Origin of the sequence: Stappia taiwanensis (assembly GCF_014635285.1) — a bacterium.
In the GTDB taxonomy this organism is placed as follows: Bacteria; Pseudomonadota; Alphaproteobacteria; order Rhizobiales; family Stappiaceae; genus Stappia; species Stappia taiwanensis.
The window spans coordinates 493,154-509,087 of the sequence record NZ_BMCR01000003.1; the positions used below are offsets into that span (position 1 = coordinate 493,154).

Sequence of the window (15,934 nt, forward strand, 5' to 3'; positions counted from 1 at the left end):
GTCGGGGAACGCGTCGGGTTGGGGCCTTGCTAGGTCAGGCCGCGCCGGAGCGTCCCGCGCCGGTGGATTTTCCGGACTTGTAGGGCGCCATGCCCTCACGGGCGAGCGCGTCGGCCCGTTCGTTTTCCTCGTGGCCGGCGTGGCCCTTCACCCAGTGCCAGGAGACGTCGTGGCGACCGCGCGCCGCGTCGAGCCGCTGCCACAGATCCGCGTTCTTCACCGGCTTCTTGTCAGAGGTGCGCCAGTCGCGGCGCTTCCAGTTGGCCAGCCACTGGGTGATGCCGTTGCGCACATAGGTGCTGTCGGTGTGGAGCTCGACCGTGCACGGGCGTTTCAGCGCCTCCAGTGCCTCAATGGCGGCGGTCAGTTCCATCCGGTTGTTGGTGGTCTCGCGCGCGCCGCCGCAAAGCTCCCGCTCATGTTCGCCGAAACGCAGCAAGGCGCCCCAGCCGCCGGGGCCGGGATTGCCCGAGCACGCGCCGTCGGTGTGGATGATGACCTTGCTCATGCTGTCCCTTGTAAAAATGCGAGAGGGGCCGTGTTGGCTCCCATCGAGCTGTCTGGTGCGGATGTCAGTGATCGAGACCGTAGTCGCTCGATGAGCCGACGCTCTGGTGAAACCGCAGTTTCTTCAGATATTCGCGCGGATCCTTCGGCGTGACCAGCGCTCCTTCCGGCACCCGCAGCCAATCGTGCAGCCGGGTCAGCAGGAAGCGCAGCGCCGCGCCGCGTGCCAAGAGCGGCAGGCTGTCGAACTCGGCCGGGGTGAAGGGGCGGACAGTGGTGTAGCCGTCCAGCAGGGCCCGTGCCTTGGTGACGTTGAACGACAGGTCCGGCTCGAAGCACCAGGCATTGAGGCAGATCGCCACGTCATAGGCGAAGGCATCATTGCAGGCGAAGTAGAAGTCGATCAGCCCCGACAGCCGGTCGCCGATGAAGAACACATTGTCCGGGAAGAGATCCGCATGGATGACCCCGGAAGGCAGCCCCTTCGGCCAATGGGCCTCCAGATGATCGAGCTCGGCGACAAGCTCCGCGCCAAGCCCTTCGGCGATGCTGTCCGCCTCGTCCAGAGATCCGGCAGCCAGCGGCCGCCAGCTTTCGACGGACAGGGCATTCGGGCGGCACATGGTGAAGTCGCTGCCGGCGAGATGGAAATGGGCAAGTGCCTCGCCGAGCGCGGCACAATGCACGCGCTTCGGCCGGCGCACCCACATGCCATCGAGAAAGCCGATGATCGCCGCCGGTCGGCCCGCCAACTCGCCCAGCATGGCGCCCTCGCGGCTGGCCACCGGGGTCGGGCAGGAGATGCCGCGCGCGGCAAGATGCTTCATCAGCTCCAGGAAGAACGGCAGATCGGACCGCTCCACCCGCTTCTCATAGAGCGTGAGGATGAAATAGCCCTTCTGGGTGTGCAGCAGGAAGTTGGAGTTCTCGACCCCTTCCGCGATCCCCTTGCAGGCCAGGACGCCGCCAATGTCGTATTGCGCGACGAAGGCGGCGAGCTCCTCGTCGGAAACGTCGGTATAGACTGCCATGATGCTTATTCGGCCGCCATGTCACGCAAGGCGCGCGGCAGGTTGAAGGAGATGGTCTCCTCCGCCGTGCGCACACTGTCCACCTTTACCTCATAGCGCTCGGCGAAGGCGGCGATGATCTCTTCCACCAGCACTTCCGGGGCCGAGGCGCCGGCGGTGATGCCCAGCCGGCCAAGCGGCGGCAGGGCGTGCCAGGGAATATCGCTGGCCCGCTGCACCAGGATCGAGACCGGACAGCCGGCCCGCTCGGCCACTTCCCGCAAACGCTGCGAATTGGAGGAGTTCGGCGCGCCGACCACCAGCATGGCATCGACCATGGGGGCCACCGCCTTGACCGCTTCCTGGCGGTTGGTGGTGGCGTAGCAGATATCGTCCTTGTGCGGGGCGACGATGTCGGGGAAGCGCTCGGTCAACACTTCGACGATGGCACGGGTGTCGTCGACCGAAAGGGTTGTCTGGGTGATCCAGGCCAGCGGCTTTTCCCCGCCGGGGACGAAAGTCCGCGCGTCCTCCACCGTTTCCACCAGGCGCACGGCGCCTTCGGGCAACTGGCCCATGGTGCCGATCACCTCCGGATGGCCGGCATGGCCGATGAGAATGATCTCCCGGCCGCGGCGGTGGTGCAGCTCGGCTTCCTTGTGCACCTTGGAGACCAGCGGGCAGGTCGCGTCGAGGTAGAACATGGCGCGCGAACGGGCCGCCTCGGGCACGGACTTGGGCACCCCATGGGCGGAGAACACCACCGGCCGGTCGATGTCCGTTTCCGGGATCTCGTCCAGTTCCTCGATGAACACCGCGCCCTTGGCCTTCAGGCTTTCCACCACGAACTTGTTGTGCACGATCTCGTGGCGGACGTAGACCGGCGCGCCGAAGCGCTCCAGCGCCAGTTCCACGATCTGCACGGCGCGGTCGACGCCGGCGCAAAAGCCGCGCGGCGCGCACAGGAGCACGTTGAGGGGAGGGCGCGGTGCCCCCGTGTGCTGCGGTGTCGAAGCCAAGACCGGATCCCCTTGCGTATCGTTCCGCCGGTGTCGAAGTTTCCGGCAATAGAGATTTGCCCGCCCGCCCTGTCAAGGGCGGACACCGCTCGCCAAGTGCTCATGTGCCTGATATAGACGGGCGCTGTCGATACATGGGCAATGTGAACGAATTGGGAAACGATCGAATGCGACAGGCCGCGATGGTTCGCCTTGGCTCCTCCATGGCAGTGCTCTCCCTCACGCTGGCGCTGGCCGCTTGCGGCGGTGATGGGCTGTCGCTGGGCGGCGATGTCTCCAAGACCATCGTGTCCGGCAATGCCGCCGGAAAAGGGGTGGTCGACGTCGATCCGGCGATCTTTGCCAAGGAAGTGCCCTGTCCGCCGCTGGAGGTGGAGGCGGGCAACTACCTGACCGCGAACTACGCGCGCGGCAAGGACAACGACCCGCGCGGGCTGCGTTATCAGGCAAGCCTTGAGAAATGGGCGCGCAAATGCCGCCGCGAGGGCGGCGAGGTGAAGATGACCCTTGGCGTTTCCGGCCGTGTCACGCCGGGGCCGGCGTGGAAGGGCGGGGAGATCCTGCTGCCCATTCGGGTGACCTATGCACCGCTCTCCGATGAGGGCGGCAAGTCGGAGGTGAAGATGTTCACCGTCCCGGTCACCGTGGGTGAGGGGGCGCCGGCCGAGCAATGGGCGCTGGTCGAACAGGGGCTGGTGATTCCCCAGGATCGCTCGATCAAGGTGCAGATCGCGCTGACCGACAAGAAGCGCCGCCGCTGAGGACAGGCGCCGGCCGGGAGCGAAACCGGCCGGAATCGGCGGGCTTTCCTGGCCCCGGTCGCCAGTGTCGATGGAGGCCAGCCAGGGCGATTGACACTTCCTGCCGGTCCGGCGAGAGTGTATGGAGATTGAAGGCGGCGTTTTCGTTGTGCGCCGCTTTTTCATTTTCCTGCGGCAGAGCCTCGGCGGCGATGCGGTGAGAAGATGAAATCATGTTCTGCGGGAGAGACCGGGGCGACAAGCTCCGGCGCCGAAGGAGCAACCGCCCCGGAAACTCTCAGGCCAAAGGACCGCAGGCCAAGCAACGCTCTGGAAAGCAGTGCGACCGGGACATTGGACCGGCCGGGCTCACCGAAGGAGTAACCGCCGGACGGCATCGCGCAGCGCGCGATCCAGCCGCAGGGCGGGAAATCTCTCAGGTTGTCGGGACAGAGGGGGCGCGTGAGCACGGATGTGTTCGCGTCGCCGCACTCGTGAGCCAGGACGCCTGACATGACCCTTGAGACCGACGCTCCCCTTCTGTCGACACCGCTGACCGACCTGCATCGGGAGCTGGGCGCGCGCCTCGTTCCCTTCGCCGGCTACGAGATGCCGGTACAGTTTCCCGCCGGCATCATCGCCGAGCATACCCACACCCGCGAAGCCGCCGGTCTGTTCGATGTCTCGCACATGGGTCAGGCCTATCTGGTCGGCCCCGATCACGAGACCACCGCCCGGGCGCTGGAGCGGATCGTCCCCTCCGACATCTTGAACCTGAAGCACGGCCGGCAGCGCTATTCGGTGCTTCTGAACGACGAAGGCGGCATCATCGACGATCTGATGGTGACCCGGCCTGTCTCGGAGGCCGCGGACGGCCGGCTGTTCCTGGTGGTCAATGCCTCGCGCAAGGCGGTGGATTACGACTTCATCCGCGCTGCCCTGCCGGACAATGTCCGGCTGGAGCCGATCGAGGACCGCGCACTGATCGCCGTTCAGGGACCGCAGGCCGCCGCCGTGGTCGCTGCCCATGCGCCTCAGGCGGCGGAACTGGCTTTCATGGCCGCCGCGCCGATGGAGTTCGACGGCATCGCCTGTCACGTCTCGCGCTGCGGCTACACCGGCGAGGATGGCTATGAGCTGTCCGTTCCCGCCGGAGCAGCCGAGGCGATCGCCCGGGCACTGCTCGCTGATGAGCGGGTCCAGCCGATCGGTCTCGGCGCCCGCGATTCGCTGCGCCTTGAGGCCGGGCTCTGCCTTTACGGTCATGACATCGACGAGACGACCTCGCCGGTCGAGGGCGCCATCACCTTCGTCTTGCAGAAGCGGCGCAAGGAAGCGGGAGACTTCCCCGGCGCGGACCGGATCCTGTCGGAGCTGGAAGCAGGCCCGAAGCGTGTGCGTGTCGGCCTGCGGCCGGAAGGCCGGGCACCGGCGCGCGAGGGCGCGGAAATCCGCGACGCCAGCGGCACGGTCGTCGGCACCGTCACCTCCGGCGGCTTCGCGCCGACGCTCGGGGCGCCGATTGCCATGGGGTATGTCGATGCCGCCCATGCGGCGCCGGGCACTGCCCTCGTTCTGGTGGTGCGCGGGCGTGAATTGCCCGCTACCGTTGCCGACATGCCCTTCGTGCCGCAGCGCTACTACCGCAAACCGAAATCCTGACACCTTAACCGGGACGGCGCGCCCGTCCGGAGCATCTGGGAGATTGCCATGACCACCCGTTACACCGAAGACCACGAATGGATCACCGTCGAGGGCGATGTCGCCACCGTCGGCATCACCAACTACGCCCAGGAACAGCTTGGCGATGTGGTGTTCGTCGAACTGCCCGATGCCGGCAAGACCGTCGCCAAGGGCGATGAAGCCGCCGTGGTGGAAAGCGTCAAGGCCGCGTCCGAGGTCTTCGCCCCGCTCGATGGCGAGATCGTCGAGGCCAACACCGCCCTTGCCGATGAGCCGGGCAAGGTCAACGAGGATCCGGAAGGCGCCGCCTGGTTCGTCAAGATCCGCATGAGCGACAAGAGCCAGCTCGACGGCATGATGGACGCGGACGCCTACAAAGCTCACCTGGAAGGTCTTTAAAGACCATGGCCCGGCACCTCTATCAGGCGGAGATCACCTGGACCTGCGAGGGCGACTTCGCGGCCAATGCCTATTCGCGTGGGCACCACTGGTCGTTCGATGGCGGAGTGCAGGTGCTTGCCTCCTCCTCGCCGTCAATGGTGCCGCTGCCCCAGTCCATTGAAGCCGCCGTCGATCCGGAAGAAGGCTTCGTCGCGGCGCTGTCGAGCTGCCACATGCTGTGGTTCCTCGATCTGGCCCGCCGCGACGGTCTGGACGTCAAGGCCTATCGGGATGAAGCCGAAGGGGTGATGGAGCGAATTGCCCCCGGCAAGATGGCGGTCACCCGCGTCATCCTGCGGCCCGAGGTTACCTTTGGCGGCACCGAATTGCCGGAGGCTGCGCGGGTCGCGCATCTCCACCACCGGGCCCATGAGGCGTGTTTCATCGCCAATTCCGTGACGAGCGAGATCGAACTGGCCGCGCGCCCGTCGATCCTCGCCTGAGATCACAAAGGAGCACAGGATGCGGTATCTGCCGCTTTCCGATACCGACCGCGCCGATATGCGCGCCCGTGTCGGTGTTTCGGACATCAACGAGATTTTTGCCGATATTCCCGAAAGTGCCCGGCTGGACGGTCTGCTCGACCTGCCGCTGCACCAGAGCGAATTCGCGGTCGAACGCGACATGGCGCGCATGGCCGCGAAGAACGTGGCGGCTTCCTCGGTGCCGTTCTTCGTCGGCGCCGGCGCCTACAAGCATCACGTGCCGGCCAGCGTCGATCACCTGATCCAGCGCTCCGAGTTTCTCACCTCCTATACGCCGTATCAGCCGGAGGTGACGCAAGGCACGCTGCAGTACCTGTTCGAGTTCCAGACCCAGGTCGCCGCCCTGACCGGCATGGAGGTGGCCAATGCCTCCATGTATGACGGCTCGACGGCCACCGCCGAGGCGGTGCTGATGGCCCACCGGGTCACCCGGCGCAACAAGGCGGTGTTGTCCGGCGGCCTGCACCCGCAGTACCGTGCTGTGACCGAGGGGCTCAGCGAGATGGCCGGCGACCGGGTGGTCAGCCTTGCGGCCGATCCGACCGGGACGGAGGATATCCTCGCCGCAATCGATGACGAGACCTCCTGCGTCGTCGTCCAGTCGCCCAATTTCTACGGCCAGTTGGTCGACCTCAAGCCGATTGCCGAGAAGGCCCATGCCCATGGGGCGCTGCTGATCGCCGTCTGCACCGAGGTGGTGTCGCTCGGCCTGATCGAGCCGCCGGGCGCGCAAGGCGCCGATATCGTCGTCGGCGAGGGCCAGTCCATCGGCAACGGCCTCAATTTCGGCGGTCCCTATGTGGGGCTGTTCGCCACGCGGCAGAAGTTCATCCGGCAGATGCCGGGCCGGCTCTGCGGTGAGACCGTCGATGCCAATGGCAAGCGCGGCTATGTGCTGACGCTCTCCACCCGCGAGCAGCATATCCGCCGCGACAAGGCGACGTCGAACATCTGCACCAACTCCGGGCTGTGCTGCCTGGCCTTCACCATTCACATGACGCTTTTGGGCGGAAATGGTCTGGCGACGCTGGCGCGCATCAACCACGCCAGCGCGGTGAAGCTGAAGGCGGCGCTGGAAGAGGTGCCGGGGGTGTCGGTGCTGAACGACACGTTCTTCAACGAATTCACGGTGAAGCTGCCCAAGCCCGCGGCCGAGGTGGTCGAGGAACTGGCCAAGCGCGGCGTGCTCGGCGGTGTGCCGGTGTCGCGGCTGGAGCCCGGCCAGGCGGAGCTTGAGCCCCTGCTTCTGGTGGCCGCGAGCGAGGTCAACAGCGACGAGGACCGGGCGGCCTTCGTTACGGCGCTGAAGGAGGTGCTGTGATGGTTGACGGTTTGACGGCGGCGGTCGCAGGAGTTTCTAGTGCTCTGAGAATTGCAAAGCACATATTTGAAATAAATGCGGAACTCCAAAAAAGTGACCTCAAACTCAAGATGGCGGAAGTGATAGCGGCTTTGTCAGATGCCAAGGTTGCACTCAGCGAAGCCAAATCTGAATTATATGAAAAATCTCAAGAAATTGAGAGGCTAAGAAACTCTTCTATCAGAATAGATGGGCTGACGAAGCAGGGTGAGCTTTTCTATGATGGCGAGGTTTTAAAAGCCAATGCTAAGTGTCCAAGGTGTGTTGAGCATGATAGGCGGGTAATTAGTATTGTTGAGGATGTCGAGTTTGGCGGGCATAGATTGAAGTGTCATGCGTGCGGAAGTGTTTACAAAAATCCATTCCACCAGAATTCTAGTGATTTTGGGCACGGTCGCGTCATTCAAGACTACGATCCCCTGGAAGGAATCTGAGGTGCTGGCATGAGCATGAACACGCAAGGACGGCCGTCCGCGCCGACAGAGGCCGGCGGCACTGCGGCGCATGAGACCTTCACCGGCAACAAGGCGCTGCAGATGGAAGAGGCGCTGATCTTCGAGATCGGCCGCAACGACGTCTGCGGTGTGGACCTTGAGGAGCCGGAGGACTTCGTTCCGGCGCTTGGCGGCCATGCCCGCCGCGCCGAACTGGACCTGCCGGCCCTGACCGAGCCGGAGGCGATGCGCCACTATGTGCGCCTGTCGTCGAAGAACTACGCCATCGACGCCGGGCTCTATCCGCTCGGCTCCTGCACCATGAAGCACAATCCGCGTCTTAACGAGAAGATGGCGCGGCTTCCGGGCTTTGCTGACGTTCACCCGCTGCAGCCGCGCTCCACGGTAACCGGCGCGGTGGAGATGATCGCCGAACTGGCCCATTGGCTGGTGACCCTGACCGGCATGGAAGCGGTGGCGATGAGCCCCAAGGCCGGCGCCCATGGCGAGCTGTGCGGCATGATGGCGATCAAGGCGGCACACACCGCCGCCGGCCGTGATCCCAAGGTGGTGCTGGTGCCGGAATCGGCCCATGGCACCAACCCGGCGACGGCGGCGCTGCTCGGTTACAAGGTGGTGTCCATCGAGGCGCGTGAGGATGGCACGGTCGACACCCAGGCGGTGCAGGACCGGATCGCTGAACACGCGGGAAATGTCGCCGGCATCATGCTGACCAACCCGAACACCTGCGGGCTGTTCGAGCGGGACATCATCGCCATTGCCGAGGCGATCCATGCGGCGGATGGCTACTTCTACTGCGATGGCGCCAATTTCAACGCCATCGTCGGCAAGGCCCGGCCCGGGGATCTCGGCGTCGATGCCATGCATATCAACCTGCACAAGACCTTCTCCACGCCTCATGGCGGTGGCGGTCCGGGCTCTGGCCCAGTGGTGTTGTCGGAGCGTCTGGCGCCCTTCGCGCCGCTGCCGTTCCTGCGCAAAGGGCCGGACGGGCCGGAGTGGATCGAGAGCGAGGCGGAGCTCCAGGACGGCGAGCAGCCGTTCGGCCGGATGACCGCCTTCCACGGCCAGATGGGCATGTATGTGCGGGCGCTCGCCTACATGAAGAGCCACGGTGCCGACGGCCTGCGCCAGGCGTCGGAAGACGCGGTGCTCAACGCCAATTATGTGCGTGTCGGCCTTGAGGACCTGATGAGCCTGCCGTTCGGCTCGCGCTGGTGCATGCATGAGGTGCTGTTCGACGACAGTTTCCTCAAGGATACCGGTGTGACCACCCTCGATTTCGCCAAGGCGATGATCGACGAGGGCTACCATCCGATGACCATGTACTTCCCGCTGGTCGTCCATGGCGCGATGCTGATCGAGCCGACGGAATCGGAAAGCCGCGCCGCGCTCGATCTGTTCATCGCCACCATGCGCGATCTGGTGATGAGCGCGCAGCGGGGCGAGACCGGTCGCTTCAAGGGAGCGCCGTTCCATGCGCCGCGGGCCCGCCTCGACGAAACCCGGGCGGCGCGCAAGCCGGTGCTGAAGTGGCAGCGTCCGGCCGCCAGCGAGGTGCAGCCGCAAGCGGCCGAGTAGGTCGGCGGACTGAGCCGGTCACGTGAGACAGGACACCCGGTGTGGTTGCTGCGCCGGGTGTCTTTTTATGTGCAGGTAAGGGGGCTGGCGAAACGGCTTGGGCCGGGGCACGCCCACGCGAAACCGCCCCCGTCCGGTTTGTCCGGACGGAGGCGGGAACGATGCGCGGGGAACGCTTTGAAAAACTCGCAGGTCAGGCGGCGGGACGGCGCAGCCGGAAGATCTGCCGCAGCGCGTCGATCGGTACCTTGGCACCATTTTGTTCAATGTGCCAGTAGGTCCAGCCGTTGCAGGCATCCTGGCCCTGCAGCAGCGCGCCGACCTTATGGATCGAGCCGGTGTGCTCGCCGCTGGCCAGCGACCCGTCGGCCCGTACCGAGGCCTTGAACTTACCCTTCGGACAGGTGAGCGTCGCACCGGGATGCAACAGGCCGGCTTCCAGCAGGTTGCCGAACGGCACACGCGGGGCGGCGCGCTTGCCCTTGGTCACGCTGAGGGAGGCCGGGGCCGCCGGTTCGACCTCAGCGATGCGCGCCGTGGCGGCATCGATATAGGCCTGCTCGCGCTCCACCCCGACGAAATGCCGCCCGAGCTTCTTTGCCACCGCACCGGTGGTTCCCGTTCCGAAGAAGGGATCGAGCACCACGTCTCCCGGCTTGGAGGAGGACAGCAGCACCCGATAGAGCAGGGACTCCGGCTTCTGCGTCGGATGGACCTTCTGTCCCTCCGCGTCCTTCAGCCGTTCAGCGCCCGTGCACAGTGGCAGATGCCAGTCCGACCGCATTTGCAGGTCGTCGTTGAACGTCTTCAACGCTTCATAGTTGAAGGTGTATTTGGCGTCCTTCGACGGTGAGGCCCAGATCAGGGTCTCATGGGCGTTGGTGAACCGCTTGCCGCGAAAATTCGGCATCGGGTTCGACTTCAGCCACACAACATCGTTGAGGATCCAGAAGCCGAGATCCTGAAGGATGCTGCCGACCCGGAAGATGTTGTGATAGGAGCCGATCACCCAGATGCCGCCATCGGGCTTCAGCACCCGGCGCACGGCCATCAGCCACGCCCTTGTGAAGGCGTCATAGGCCTCGAAGCTGGCGAACTGGTCCCAGTGATCGTCGCAGGCGTCCACCTTCGACTGATCGGGCCGCAGCAGGTCGCCGCCGAGCTGCAGGTTGTAGGGCGGGTCGGCAAAGACGAGGTCGACCGAGTTCTTGGGCAGCCGCTCAAGCGCGGCCACGCAATCCCCCTTGAGGATCGAGTCCATCCATGCCGGCTGATCGCCAGCGAGATCTGAGAAGCGGGGTGCCACCGCGGGCACCCCTTTACGCTGTACACTCATTGCGACGCATTACCTCACGCAATTACGAGCATCATGGTTACCGGGCTTGGTAAATCAGGAGTTAAGCGCCTGAAGAAAAAACCTTTTGAGAATCAAGGTATTGTTTACCATGTCGCGACCCGGAGGGCGCCGCTGCTTCGCTTCGTTAACGCGCGTTACAACCGGCGTTCACGGCAAAACCTGCCTAACGGGCTGTGCCCCATCGACTTTTCTCAGCCGGCCGAGGCGCGCAGTTGCGAATTGCAAGACCTGCCGCGCACAAGTGTTAACGGTCTTCGCCGGGCGCTCGCTCGCAGGCCGGTTCGATAAAAAACGTCTCGCGGCTTGAAAAAAATTTCAAACTGCAGGTGAATGGTCACCATGTCGCCCATTCGTGCGACGAGGCTGGTGGACGAGACGCGACAAGGACCAGAGAAAAGCCAGGAAAGGTGAGTGCATGACAGGTGTAGCAGAGAGCCGGATCGACGAGGGACCAATCACCGAATTCACGCCGCCTCACCGGCCGCATCTGTCGTTCCGCGACGCGGATCTCGCCGTGGCCCATCTGCGCAAGCTGTTCGAGGAAAACACCGCTTTCCTGCGCGAGGCCTTCCAGCGCTTCGTCAATGGTGAGCTGCCGGAGGGGCGGGTGCGCGCCTGCTATCCGGAGGTGCGGCTGGAAACGGCCACCCATGCCCGGCTCGACAGCCGGCTGGCCTATGGCTTTGTCTCCGGTCCGGGGGTGCATTCGACCTCGATCACCCGGCCGGATCTGTTCACCGACTATCTGCACGAGCAGATCGAACTGTTGATCCGCAATCACGACGTGTCCGTTGAGGTCGGCGTCGGCGATCTGCCGATCCCGCTGCATTTCGCCTTCTACGACGGCACCCATGTGGAGGGCGTCGCCGACACCCTGCAACGGCCCTTGGCCGATGTGTTCGACCTGCCGGACCTGTCGGTGCTGGACGACGCCATCGTCAACGGCACCTTCGAGGCGCCGGCGGGGACGCCGCGCCCGCTGGCCCCCTTCACCGCGCCGCGCGTCGACTATTCGCTGCACCGGCTGCAGCATTACACCGCCACCGCCGCCGAGCATTTCCAGAACTACGTGATCCTGACCAACTACCAGTTCTACATGGATGAGTTCTGCCGGTTGGCGAAGGACCTGCTCGCCGACCCGGAGAGCGGCTATTGCCGTTTTGTCGAGCCGGGCAACGTTATCACCCATGCCGGGGAGGCGGGGCCGGCGGAAGGCGAGCGGCCGGCGCGGCTGCCGCAGATGCCGGCTTATCATCTGGTCCGTGCGGACCAGTCCGGCATCACCATGATCAACATCGGTGTCGGGCCATCCAACGCCAAGACCATCACCGATCATGTGGCGGTGCTGCGGCCCCATGCCTGGCTGATGCTTGGCCACTGCGCGGGCCTGCGCAACAGCCAGCAACTGGGTGACTATGTGCTGGCCCATGGCTATGTGCGCGAGGACCATGTGCTCGATGCCGACCTGCCGGCCTGGGTGCCGATCCCGCCACTGGCGGAAATTCAGGTGGCGCTGGAAAAGGCGGTGGAGGAGGTCACCGGCTATGCCGGCTACGAGTTGAAGCGGGTGATGCGCACCGGCACCGTCGCCTCGATCGACAATCGCAACTGGGAACTGCGCGATCACCGCGAGCCGGTACAGCGGTTCTCACAGTCGCGGGCGATCGCGCTCGACATGGAATCGGCCACCATCGCCGCCAATGGCTTCCGCTTCCGGGTGCCCTACGGAACGCTTTTGTGCGTCTCCGACAAGCCGCTGCACGGAGAGTTGAAGCTGCCGGGCATGGCGACCGAGTTCTACAAGCGGCAGGTGGCGCAGCACCTTCGGATCGGCATCCTCAGCATGGAAAAGCTGAGGGCGATGCCGCGCGAACGGCTGCATTCGCGCAAATTGCGCAGCTTCGCCGAGACCGCGTTCCAGTAGAGGCGGCCTTTAGCGGAACGCCGGCCCGTGGCACCAGCAGGTGAGCGAATGGCGGGTGCCATGGGTCACCGGCGTGACCCGGTGCAGCATGAAGGAGGCAAAAAGCGTTGCGTCGCCGATGCCGCGCGCTGCGGTGACGGTGGTCCCACCGGGATTGATCTCCAACGCGCCGCCGCGATAGCTCTGCGGATCGCTCAACTGCACGACGATGGTCAGCTTGCGCCAGCGCGCGATCGGGCCGTCGCCGATGTCCGAATGCCAGTCGTAGTGGCCGGCGACGCTTTCGTCATAGGCCGCGACCTGAAGCCGTTCGCGAAAATCGCTGATGTCGAAATCGAAGACATCGCGGTTGGCACGCGCCACGCCCGAGACGATGCGCTCCATCACCCAGGCAGCGGAGCCGGTATCATCGAGCCAGGCGATGTCCGCGCGGCGAATGTTGTGATTGTGCAAGCCGCCGACGAGCCCGCCGGAGGTTGCCTGAACATCGACGGCAAGGCGAATGACCTCCGCAGCTTCCGCAGCGGAGAAGAGGGCAGGAACAGCATGCATGAACATGGGCCGAAGTCTCCACAACGGCATAAGAAAGCGTGTCATGCGTCAGAAAGAAAAACAAGGCAAAAGAATTCGATAGACTTGCCTTCCCCCTCGGTAGGGGGTGATCGTCATGTCTACCATGCAGGGTGGAGGAGCGCGGTCCTGCACAATCGGTGCCGATTTTCGCCGGTAGCCGTTGGTTCGGGCGTTTCAGGGAATGATTGCAGCAGTGGCGTCCTCGAGCGTCAAGTTACTCGCCCAACCCGGCCGTCACCGCCTTTTTCATCACCGTTGGCAGGGCTTCCCCGGCCAGCTCCTCCGGCGGTGACCACCAGGAGCCGTCGGCAAGGGCAAGGTCGGCCGGCGCCGTGGCCCGCCAGACCGCCAGTTCCAGATGGAAATGGGTGAAGGTGTGGCGAACGTCCGCCGGCATCCGCTGCCAGTCGAGATCGAAAGGGGCCAATGTCAGATCGTCGGTGACCGCGTCTTCAGTGAAGGGCGTGGTCGGCGGCTCGCTCATGCCGCCAAGCAGCCCCTTTGGCGGGCGGCGGCGCAGCAGCACGGCGTCATCTCCTTCGCGCAGGAGCACGAAGGCCATGCCGCGCCGGGTCGGCTTGGCAACCTTCGGCGCCTTGCGCGGTAGGGTTTCCGCGATCCCGAGGCGCTGGCCCGCGCAGGCGCTGGTCCAGGGGCAGAGCGCACAGGCCGGCTTGCGCGGGCTGCACAGGCTGGCGCCCAGATCCATCATCGCCTGGGCGAAATCGCCGGGACGATCCTCCGGCACCAGATCCTCGGTGTGGGCGCGGATATCGGGCTTGGACGCGGGCAGGGGCGTTTCGATGGCATGAAGGCGGCTGATCACCCGCTCCACATTGCCGTCGACGACAGCCGCTGGCCGGTCGAAGGCGATGGCGGCAATCGCCGCGGCGGTGTAGGGGCCAATGCCCGGCAGGGCGCGCAAGTCTGCTTCATCGGCGGGAAACTGGCCCTGATGCTCGGCCGCGACCCTTTCCGCGCAGGCTTTCAGGTTGCGCGCCCGTGAATAATAGCCAAGCCCGGCCCAGGCCTTCATCACCTCCGCCTCATCGGCGGCGGCCAGCGCCTTCACTGTCGGCCAGCGGTCGAGGAAAGCTTCGAAATAGGGTTTGACCGCCTGCACCGTGGTCTGTTGCAGCATGATTTCCGACAGCCAGACGCGATAGGGATCGGGCCGAATGCCCGCCCGCTTGTCTGCGGGCGAGACCCGCCAGGGCAGGCTGCGGGCGTGGCGATCATACCAGGCAAGAAGATCGGTGGGGCTGGCTTGAACTGTCATGGCGACAGGATCGGTCAAGGCGGCGCGAATGCAAGAGCGCGCAGTGTTCGGCGGCAGCGTTTTCCCGCGCCTTTCCCGCAAGGGGCATACGCCAGCGGTGGCAAATGGGGACAAGGGCTTGCACAGGCGGGCTGCTGTCGCGAAAACACCGCAATTGCGGCCTCAAAAAAAGACATGAGTGATTCGCTGCGAACAGGACGGAAACAGGAGCGTTCGGGCATGGCTAATGTTGGTGGCCGTCAGCGCGGCCCACGGCGGGTGACCCGGGCCAGACCGCTGGGCGATCTGATCGGCGCCTCGCTGGAGCGGGCCTGCCTCAAGCGGGGGTTCGCCGCCGCCGATCTGGTGGCCGACTGGCCGGATATCGTCGGCGAGCGCTATGCGGGACGGGTGCAGCCGATCCGGCTCGACTGGCCGCGCGGCGCCGATACGCCGGACGCCGAGCCCAAACCGGCGACGCTGGTGGTGCAGACCGATGGGGCGACCGCCCTGCTTCTGACCCATGACATGCCGCAGGTGATCGAGCGCATCAACGGCTTCTTCGGTTGGGCCGCCATTGGCCGCATCCGGATCCTGCAACGGCCGGTGACGCCGCCGCGCTCGCATGCCCCGCCAAAGCTGCGGGCGCTGACCGAGGCGGAAGAGGGTCGGCTCGCTGATCGGCTCGAGCCGCTGAAGGGGTCCCGCCTCGGAGACGCTCTGGAAAAGCTCGGCCGGGCGGTGATTGCCCGCTCCAGTCAAGGATAACCGGGCGGGCAGGGGCCGCGTGGTCCGCCATCCCCCATTGCCGCCACATTTTCCCTGTCCGGTTGACGGGCTTGTCAAAGGCGATAAACACCACAAATGAAGATCAACGGCCACATTCTATGGGGAACCCGCACGTGACTTTGGATCGCAGACAATTCGTCACCCGCACCGGCATCGGCGCGCTTGCCATCGGGCTTGGCGCCTTCCCGCTGTCGGCGCTGGCTGAGACCGTGGATATGGCCGAGCTGATGAAGCCCGGCGCGCTGCCGGAAAATGCGCTGGGCGCCGAGGATGCACCGGTGACGGTGGTGGAATATGCCTCGATGACCTGCGGTCATTGCGCCAACTTCCACAAGGACGCCTTTCCGCATCTGAAGAAGGAATACATCGACACGGGCAAGGTGCGGTACGTCTTCCGCGAATTCCCGCTCGATCCGGTTGCGGCCGCTGCGTTCATGCTCGCCCGCTGCGCGCCGGAGGGGAAGTATTTCGATGTGGTCGATCTTCTGTTCGAGGATCAGCGCGCTTGGGCCTTCACCGACAATCCCTATAATTCGCTGCTGAACTTCGCCAAGCAGATCGGTTTCACGCAGGAAAGCTTCGACGCTTGCCTGAAGGACCAGACCCTGCTCGACGGGATCAACGGCATCAAGGATCGTGCTGCGCAGGAATTTGGCGTATCCTCCACGCCAACCTTCTTCTTCAACGGGAAGAAGGAGAGTGGGGCGCAGAGCATTGAGCAGTTGGACACGGCTATCGGCAAGCTTCTCTGA

At 64.9% G+C, this 15,934-nt stretch carries 16 protein-coding genes and 1 riboswitch; of the genes, 10 read left to right on the forward strand and 6 right to left on the reverse strand.

The features are described 5' to 3' along the window. Window positions 1-34: 34 nt before the first annotated feature. The 3 genes from rnhA to ispH form a co-directional block, all read right to left on the reverse strand. Window positions 35-508, reverse strand: a complete 474-nt coding sequence (rnhA, locus tag IEV83_RS09660) for a ribonuclease HI (RefSeq protein ID WP_181760200.1) — start codon at window positions 506-508, stop codon at window positions 35-37. Between the two features lie 64 nt (window positions 509-572). After that, complete coding sequence (locus IEV83_RS09665) at window positions 573-1,538, reverse strand: homoserine kinase (protein ID WP_181760199.1); 966 nt, start codon at window positions 1,536-1,538, stop codon at window positions 573-575. A gap of 5 nt (window positions 1,539-1,543) precedes the next feature. Beyond that, window positions 1,544-2,536 (reverse strand): 4-hydroxy-3-methylbut-2-enyl diphosphate reductase, encoded by a 993-nt coding sequence (gene ispH, locus IEV83_RS09670; protein WP_181760198.1) that lies wholly within the window; start codon window positions 2,534-2,536, stop codon window positions 1,544-1,546. Window positions 2,537-2,703: 167 nt separating this feature from the next. Here ispH and IEV83_RS09675 point away from each other — a divergent pair, with 167 nt between their 5' ends. The 7 genes from IEV83_RS09675 (at window position 2,704) to gcvPB (ending at window position 9,281) form a co-directional block, all read left to right on the forward strand. Beyond that, window positions 2,704-3,297, forward strand: coding sequence for a hypothetical protein (locus IEV83_RS09675; RefSeq protein WP_181760197.1), 594 nt, complete (start codon window positions 2,704-2,706; stop codon window positions 3,295-3,297). A 210-nt stretch (window positions 3,298-3,507) separates the two neighbouring features. Beyond that, window positions 3,508-3,600: riboswitch (glycine riboswitch) on the forward strand. A 189-nt stretch (window positions 3,601-3,789) separates the two neighbouring features. After that, window positions 3,790-4,938 carry a glycine cleavage system aminomethyltransferase GcvT gene (gene gcvT / locus IEV83_RS09680; protein ID WP_181760196.1) on the forward strand — a complete coding sequence of 383 codons (1,149 nt, stop codon included), beginning with the start codon at window positions 3,790-3,792 and terminating at the stop codon, window positions 4,936-4,938. Between the two features lie 48 nt (window positions 4,939-4,986). After that, entirely contained in the window at window positions 4,987-5,358 is a 372-nt protein-coding gene (gcvH, locus tag IEV83_RS09685) for a glycine cleavage system protein GcvH (RefSeq protein WP_181760195.1), read from the forward strand. A gap of 5 nt (window positions 5,359-5,363) precedes the next feature. After that, window positions 5,364-5,843, forward strand: coding sequence for an OsmC family protein (locus tag IEV83_RS09690; RefSeq protein ID WP_181760194.1), 480 nt, complete (start codon window positions 5,364-5,366; stop codon window positions 5,841-5,843). A 19-nt stretch (window positions 5,844-5,862) separates the two neighbouring features. After that, the gene (gene gcvPA / locus IEV83_RS09695; protein WP_181760193.1) at window positions 5,863-7,206 is read left to right on the forward strand and encodes an aminomethyl-transferring glycine dehydrogenase subunit GcvPA; all 1,344 of its coding nucleotides are present in this window, start codon (window positions 5,863-5,865) and stop codon (window positions 7,204-7,206) included. After that, on the forward strand, window positions 7,206-7,679 hold the full coding sequence (locus IEV83_RS09700) for a hypothetical protein (RefSeq protein WP_181760192.1): 474 nt from the start codon (window positions 7,206-7,208) through the stop codon (window positions 7,677-7,679). The genes gcvPA and IEV83_RS09700 overlap by 1 nt, the downstream gene beginning before the upstream one ends. Before the next feature lie 9 nt (window positions 7,680-7,688). Next, complete coding sequence (gcvPB, locus tag IEV83_RS09705; protein WP_181760191.1) at window positions 7,689-9,281, forward strand: aminomethyl-transferring glycine dehydrogenase subunit GcvPB; 1,593 nt, start codon at window positions 7,689-7,691, stop codon at window positions 9,279-9,281. Window positions 9,282-9,474: 193 nt separating this feature from the next. Here the strand turns inward: gcvPB and IEV83_RS09710 are convergent, their stop codons facing one another. After that, window positions 9,475-10,617 carry a site-specific DNA-methyltransferase gene (locus tag IEV83_RS09710; RefSeq protein ID WP_181760190.1) on the reverse strand — a complete coding sequence of 381 codons (1,143 nt, stop codon included), beginning with the start codon at window positions 10,615-10,617 and terminating at the stop codon, window positions 9,475-9,477. A gap of 436 nt (window positions 10,618-11,053) precedes the next feature. On the opposite strand from IEV83_RS09710, the gene IEV83_RS09715 reads away from it, so the two are divergent. After that, window positions 11,054-12,562 (forward strand): AMP nucleosidase, encoded by a 1,509-nt coding sequence (locus tag IEV83_RS09715; RefSeq protein WP_181760189.1) that lies wholly within the window; start codon window positions 11,054-11,056, stop codon window positions 12,560-12,562. Between the two features lie 9 nt (window positions 12,563-12,571). Here IEV83_RS09715 and IEV83_RS09720 read toward each other — a convergent pair whose 3' ends face one another. After that, window positions 12,572-13,120 carry a 2OG-Fe(II) oxygenase gene (locus IEV83_RS09720; RefSeq protein ID WP_181760188.1) on the reverse strand — a complete coding sequence of 183 codons (549 nt, stop codon included), beginning with the start codon at window positions 13,118-13,120 and terminating at the stop codon, window positions 12,572-12,574. Window positions 13,121-13,349: 229 nt separating this feature from the next. Next, a complete protein-coding gene (gene mutY, locus IEV83_RS09725) occupies window positions 13,350-14,414 on the reverse strand; it encodes an A/G-specific adenine glycosylase (RefSeq protein ID WP_181760187.1) in 1,065 nt (354 codons plus the stop codon). Between the two features lie 219 nt (window positions 14,415-14,633). Between mutY and IEV83_RS09730 the strand changes: the two genes are divergently transcribed. Then, the gene (locus IEV83_RS09730) at window positions 14,634-15,161 is read left to right on the forward strand and encodes a DUF721 domain-containing protein (RefSeq protein ID WP_181760186.1); all 528 of its coding nucleotides are present in this window, start codon (window positions 14,634-14,636) and stop codon (window positions 15,159-15,161) included. A gap of 119 nt (window positions 15,162-15,280) precedes the next feature. Beyond that, on the forward strand, window positions 15,281-15,934 hold the full coding sequence (locus IEV83_RS09735; RefSeq protein WP_181760185.1) for a DsbA family protein: 654 nt from the start codon (window positions 15,281-15,283) through the stop codon (window positions 15,932-15,934).

Bases quoted from the DNA above. Each gene is read 5' to 3' on its own strand.
- rnhA (WP_181760200.1), bottom strand. From the start codon at position 508: ATGAGCAAGGTCATCATCCACACCGACGGCGCGTGCTCGGGCAATCCC.
- IEV83_RS09665 (WP_181760199.1), bottom strand. From the start codon at position 1,538: ATGGCAGTCTATACCGACGTTTCCGACGAGGAGCTCGCCGCCTTCGTC.
- IEV83_RS09675 (WP_181760197.1), top strand. From the start codon at position 2,704: ATGCGACAGGCCGCGATGGTTCGCCTTGGCTCCTCCATGGCAGTGCTC.
- gcvT (WP_181760196.1), top strand. From the start codon at position 3,790: ATGACCCTTGAGACCGACGCTCCCCTTCTGTCGACACCGCTGACCGAC.
- gcvH (WP_181760195.1), top strand. From the start codon at position 4,987: ATGACCACCCGTTACACCGAAGACCACGAATGGATCACCGTCGAGGGC.
- IEV83_RS09690 (WP_181760194.1), top strand. From the start codon at position 5,364: ATGGCCCGGCACCTCTATCAGGCGGAGATCACCTGGACCTGCGAGGGC.
- gcvPA (WP_181760193.1), top strand. From the start codon at position 5,863: ATGCGGTATCTGCCGCTTTCCGATACCGACCGCGCCGATATGCGCGCC.
- IEV83_RS09700 (WP_181760192.1), top strand. From the start codon at position 7,206: ATGGTTGACGGTTTGACGGCGGCGGTCGCAGGAGTTTCTAGTGCTCTG.
- gcvPB (WP_181760191.1), top strand. From the start codon at position 7,689: ATGAGCATGAACACGCAAGGACGGCCGTCCGCGCCGACAGAGGCCGGC.
- IEV83_RS09710 (WP_181760190.1), bottom strand. From the start codon at position 10,617: ATGAGTGTACAGCGTAAAGGGGTGCCCGCGGTGGCACCCCGCTTCTCA.
- IEV83_RS09715 (WP_181760189.1), top strand. From the start codon at position 11,054: ATGACAGGTGTAGCAGAGAGCCGGATCGACGAGGGACCAATCACCGAA.
- IEV83_RS09720 (WP_181760188.1), bottom strand. From the start codon at position 13,120: ATGTTCATGCATGCTGTTCCTGCCCTCTTCTCCGCTGCGGAAGCTGCG.
- mutY (WP_181760187.1), bottom strand. From the start codon at position 14,414: ATGACAGTTCAAGCCAGCCCCACCGATCTTCTTGCCTGGTATGATCGC.
- IEV83_RS09730 (WP_181760186.1), top strand. From the start codon at position 14,634: ATGGCTAATGTTGGTGGCCGTCAGCGCGGCCCACGGCGGGTGACCCGG.
- IEV83_RS09735 (WP_181760185.1), top strand. From the start codon at position 15,281: ATGGGGAACCCGCACGTGACTTTGGATCGCAGACAATTCGTCACCCGC.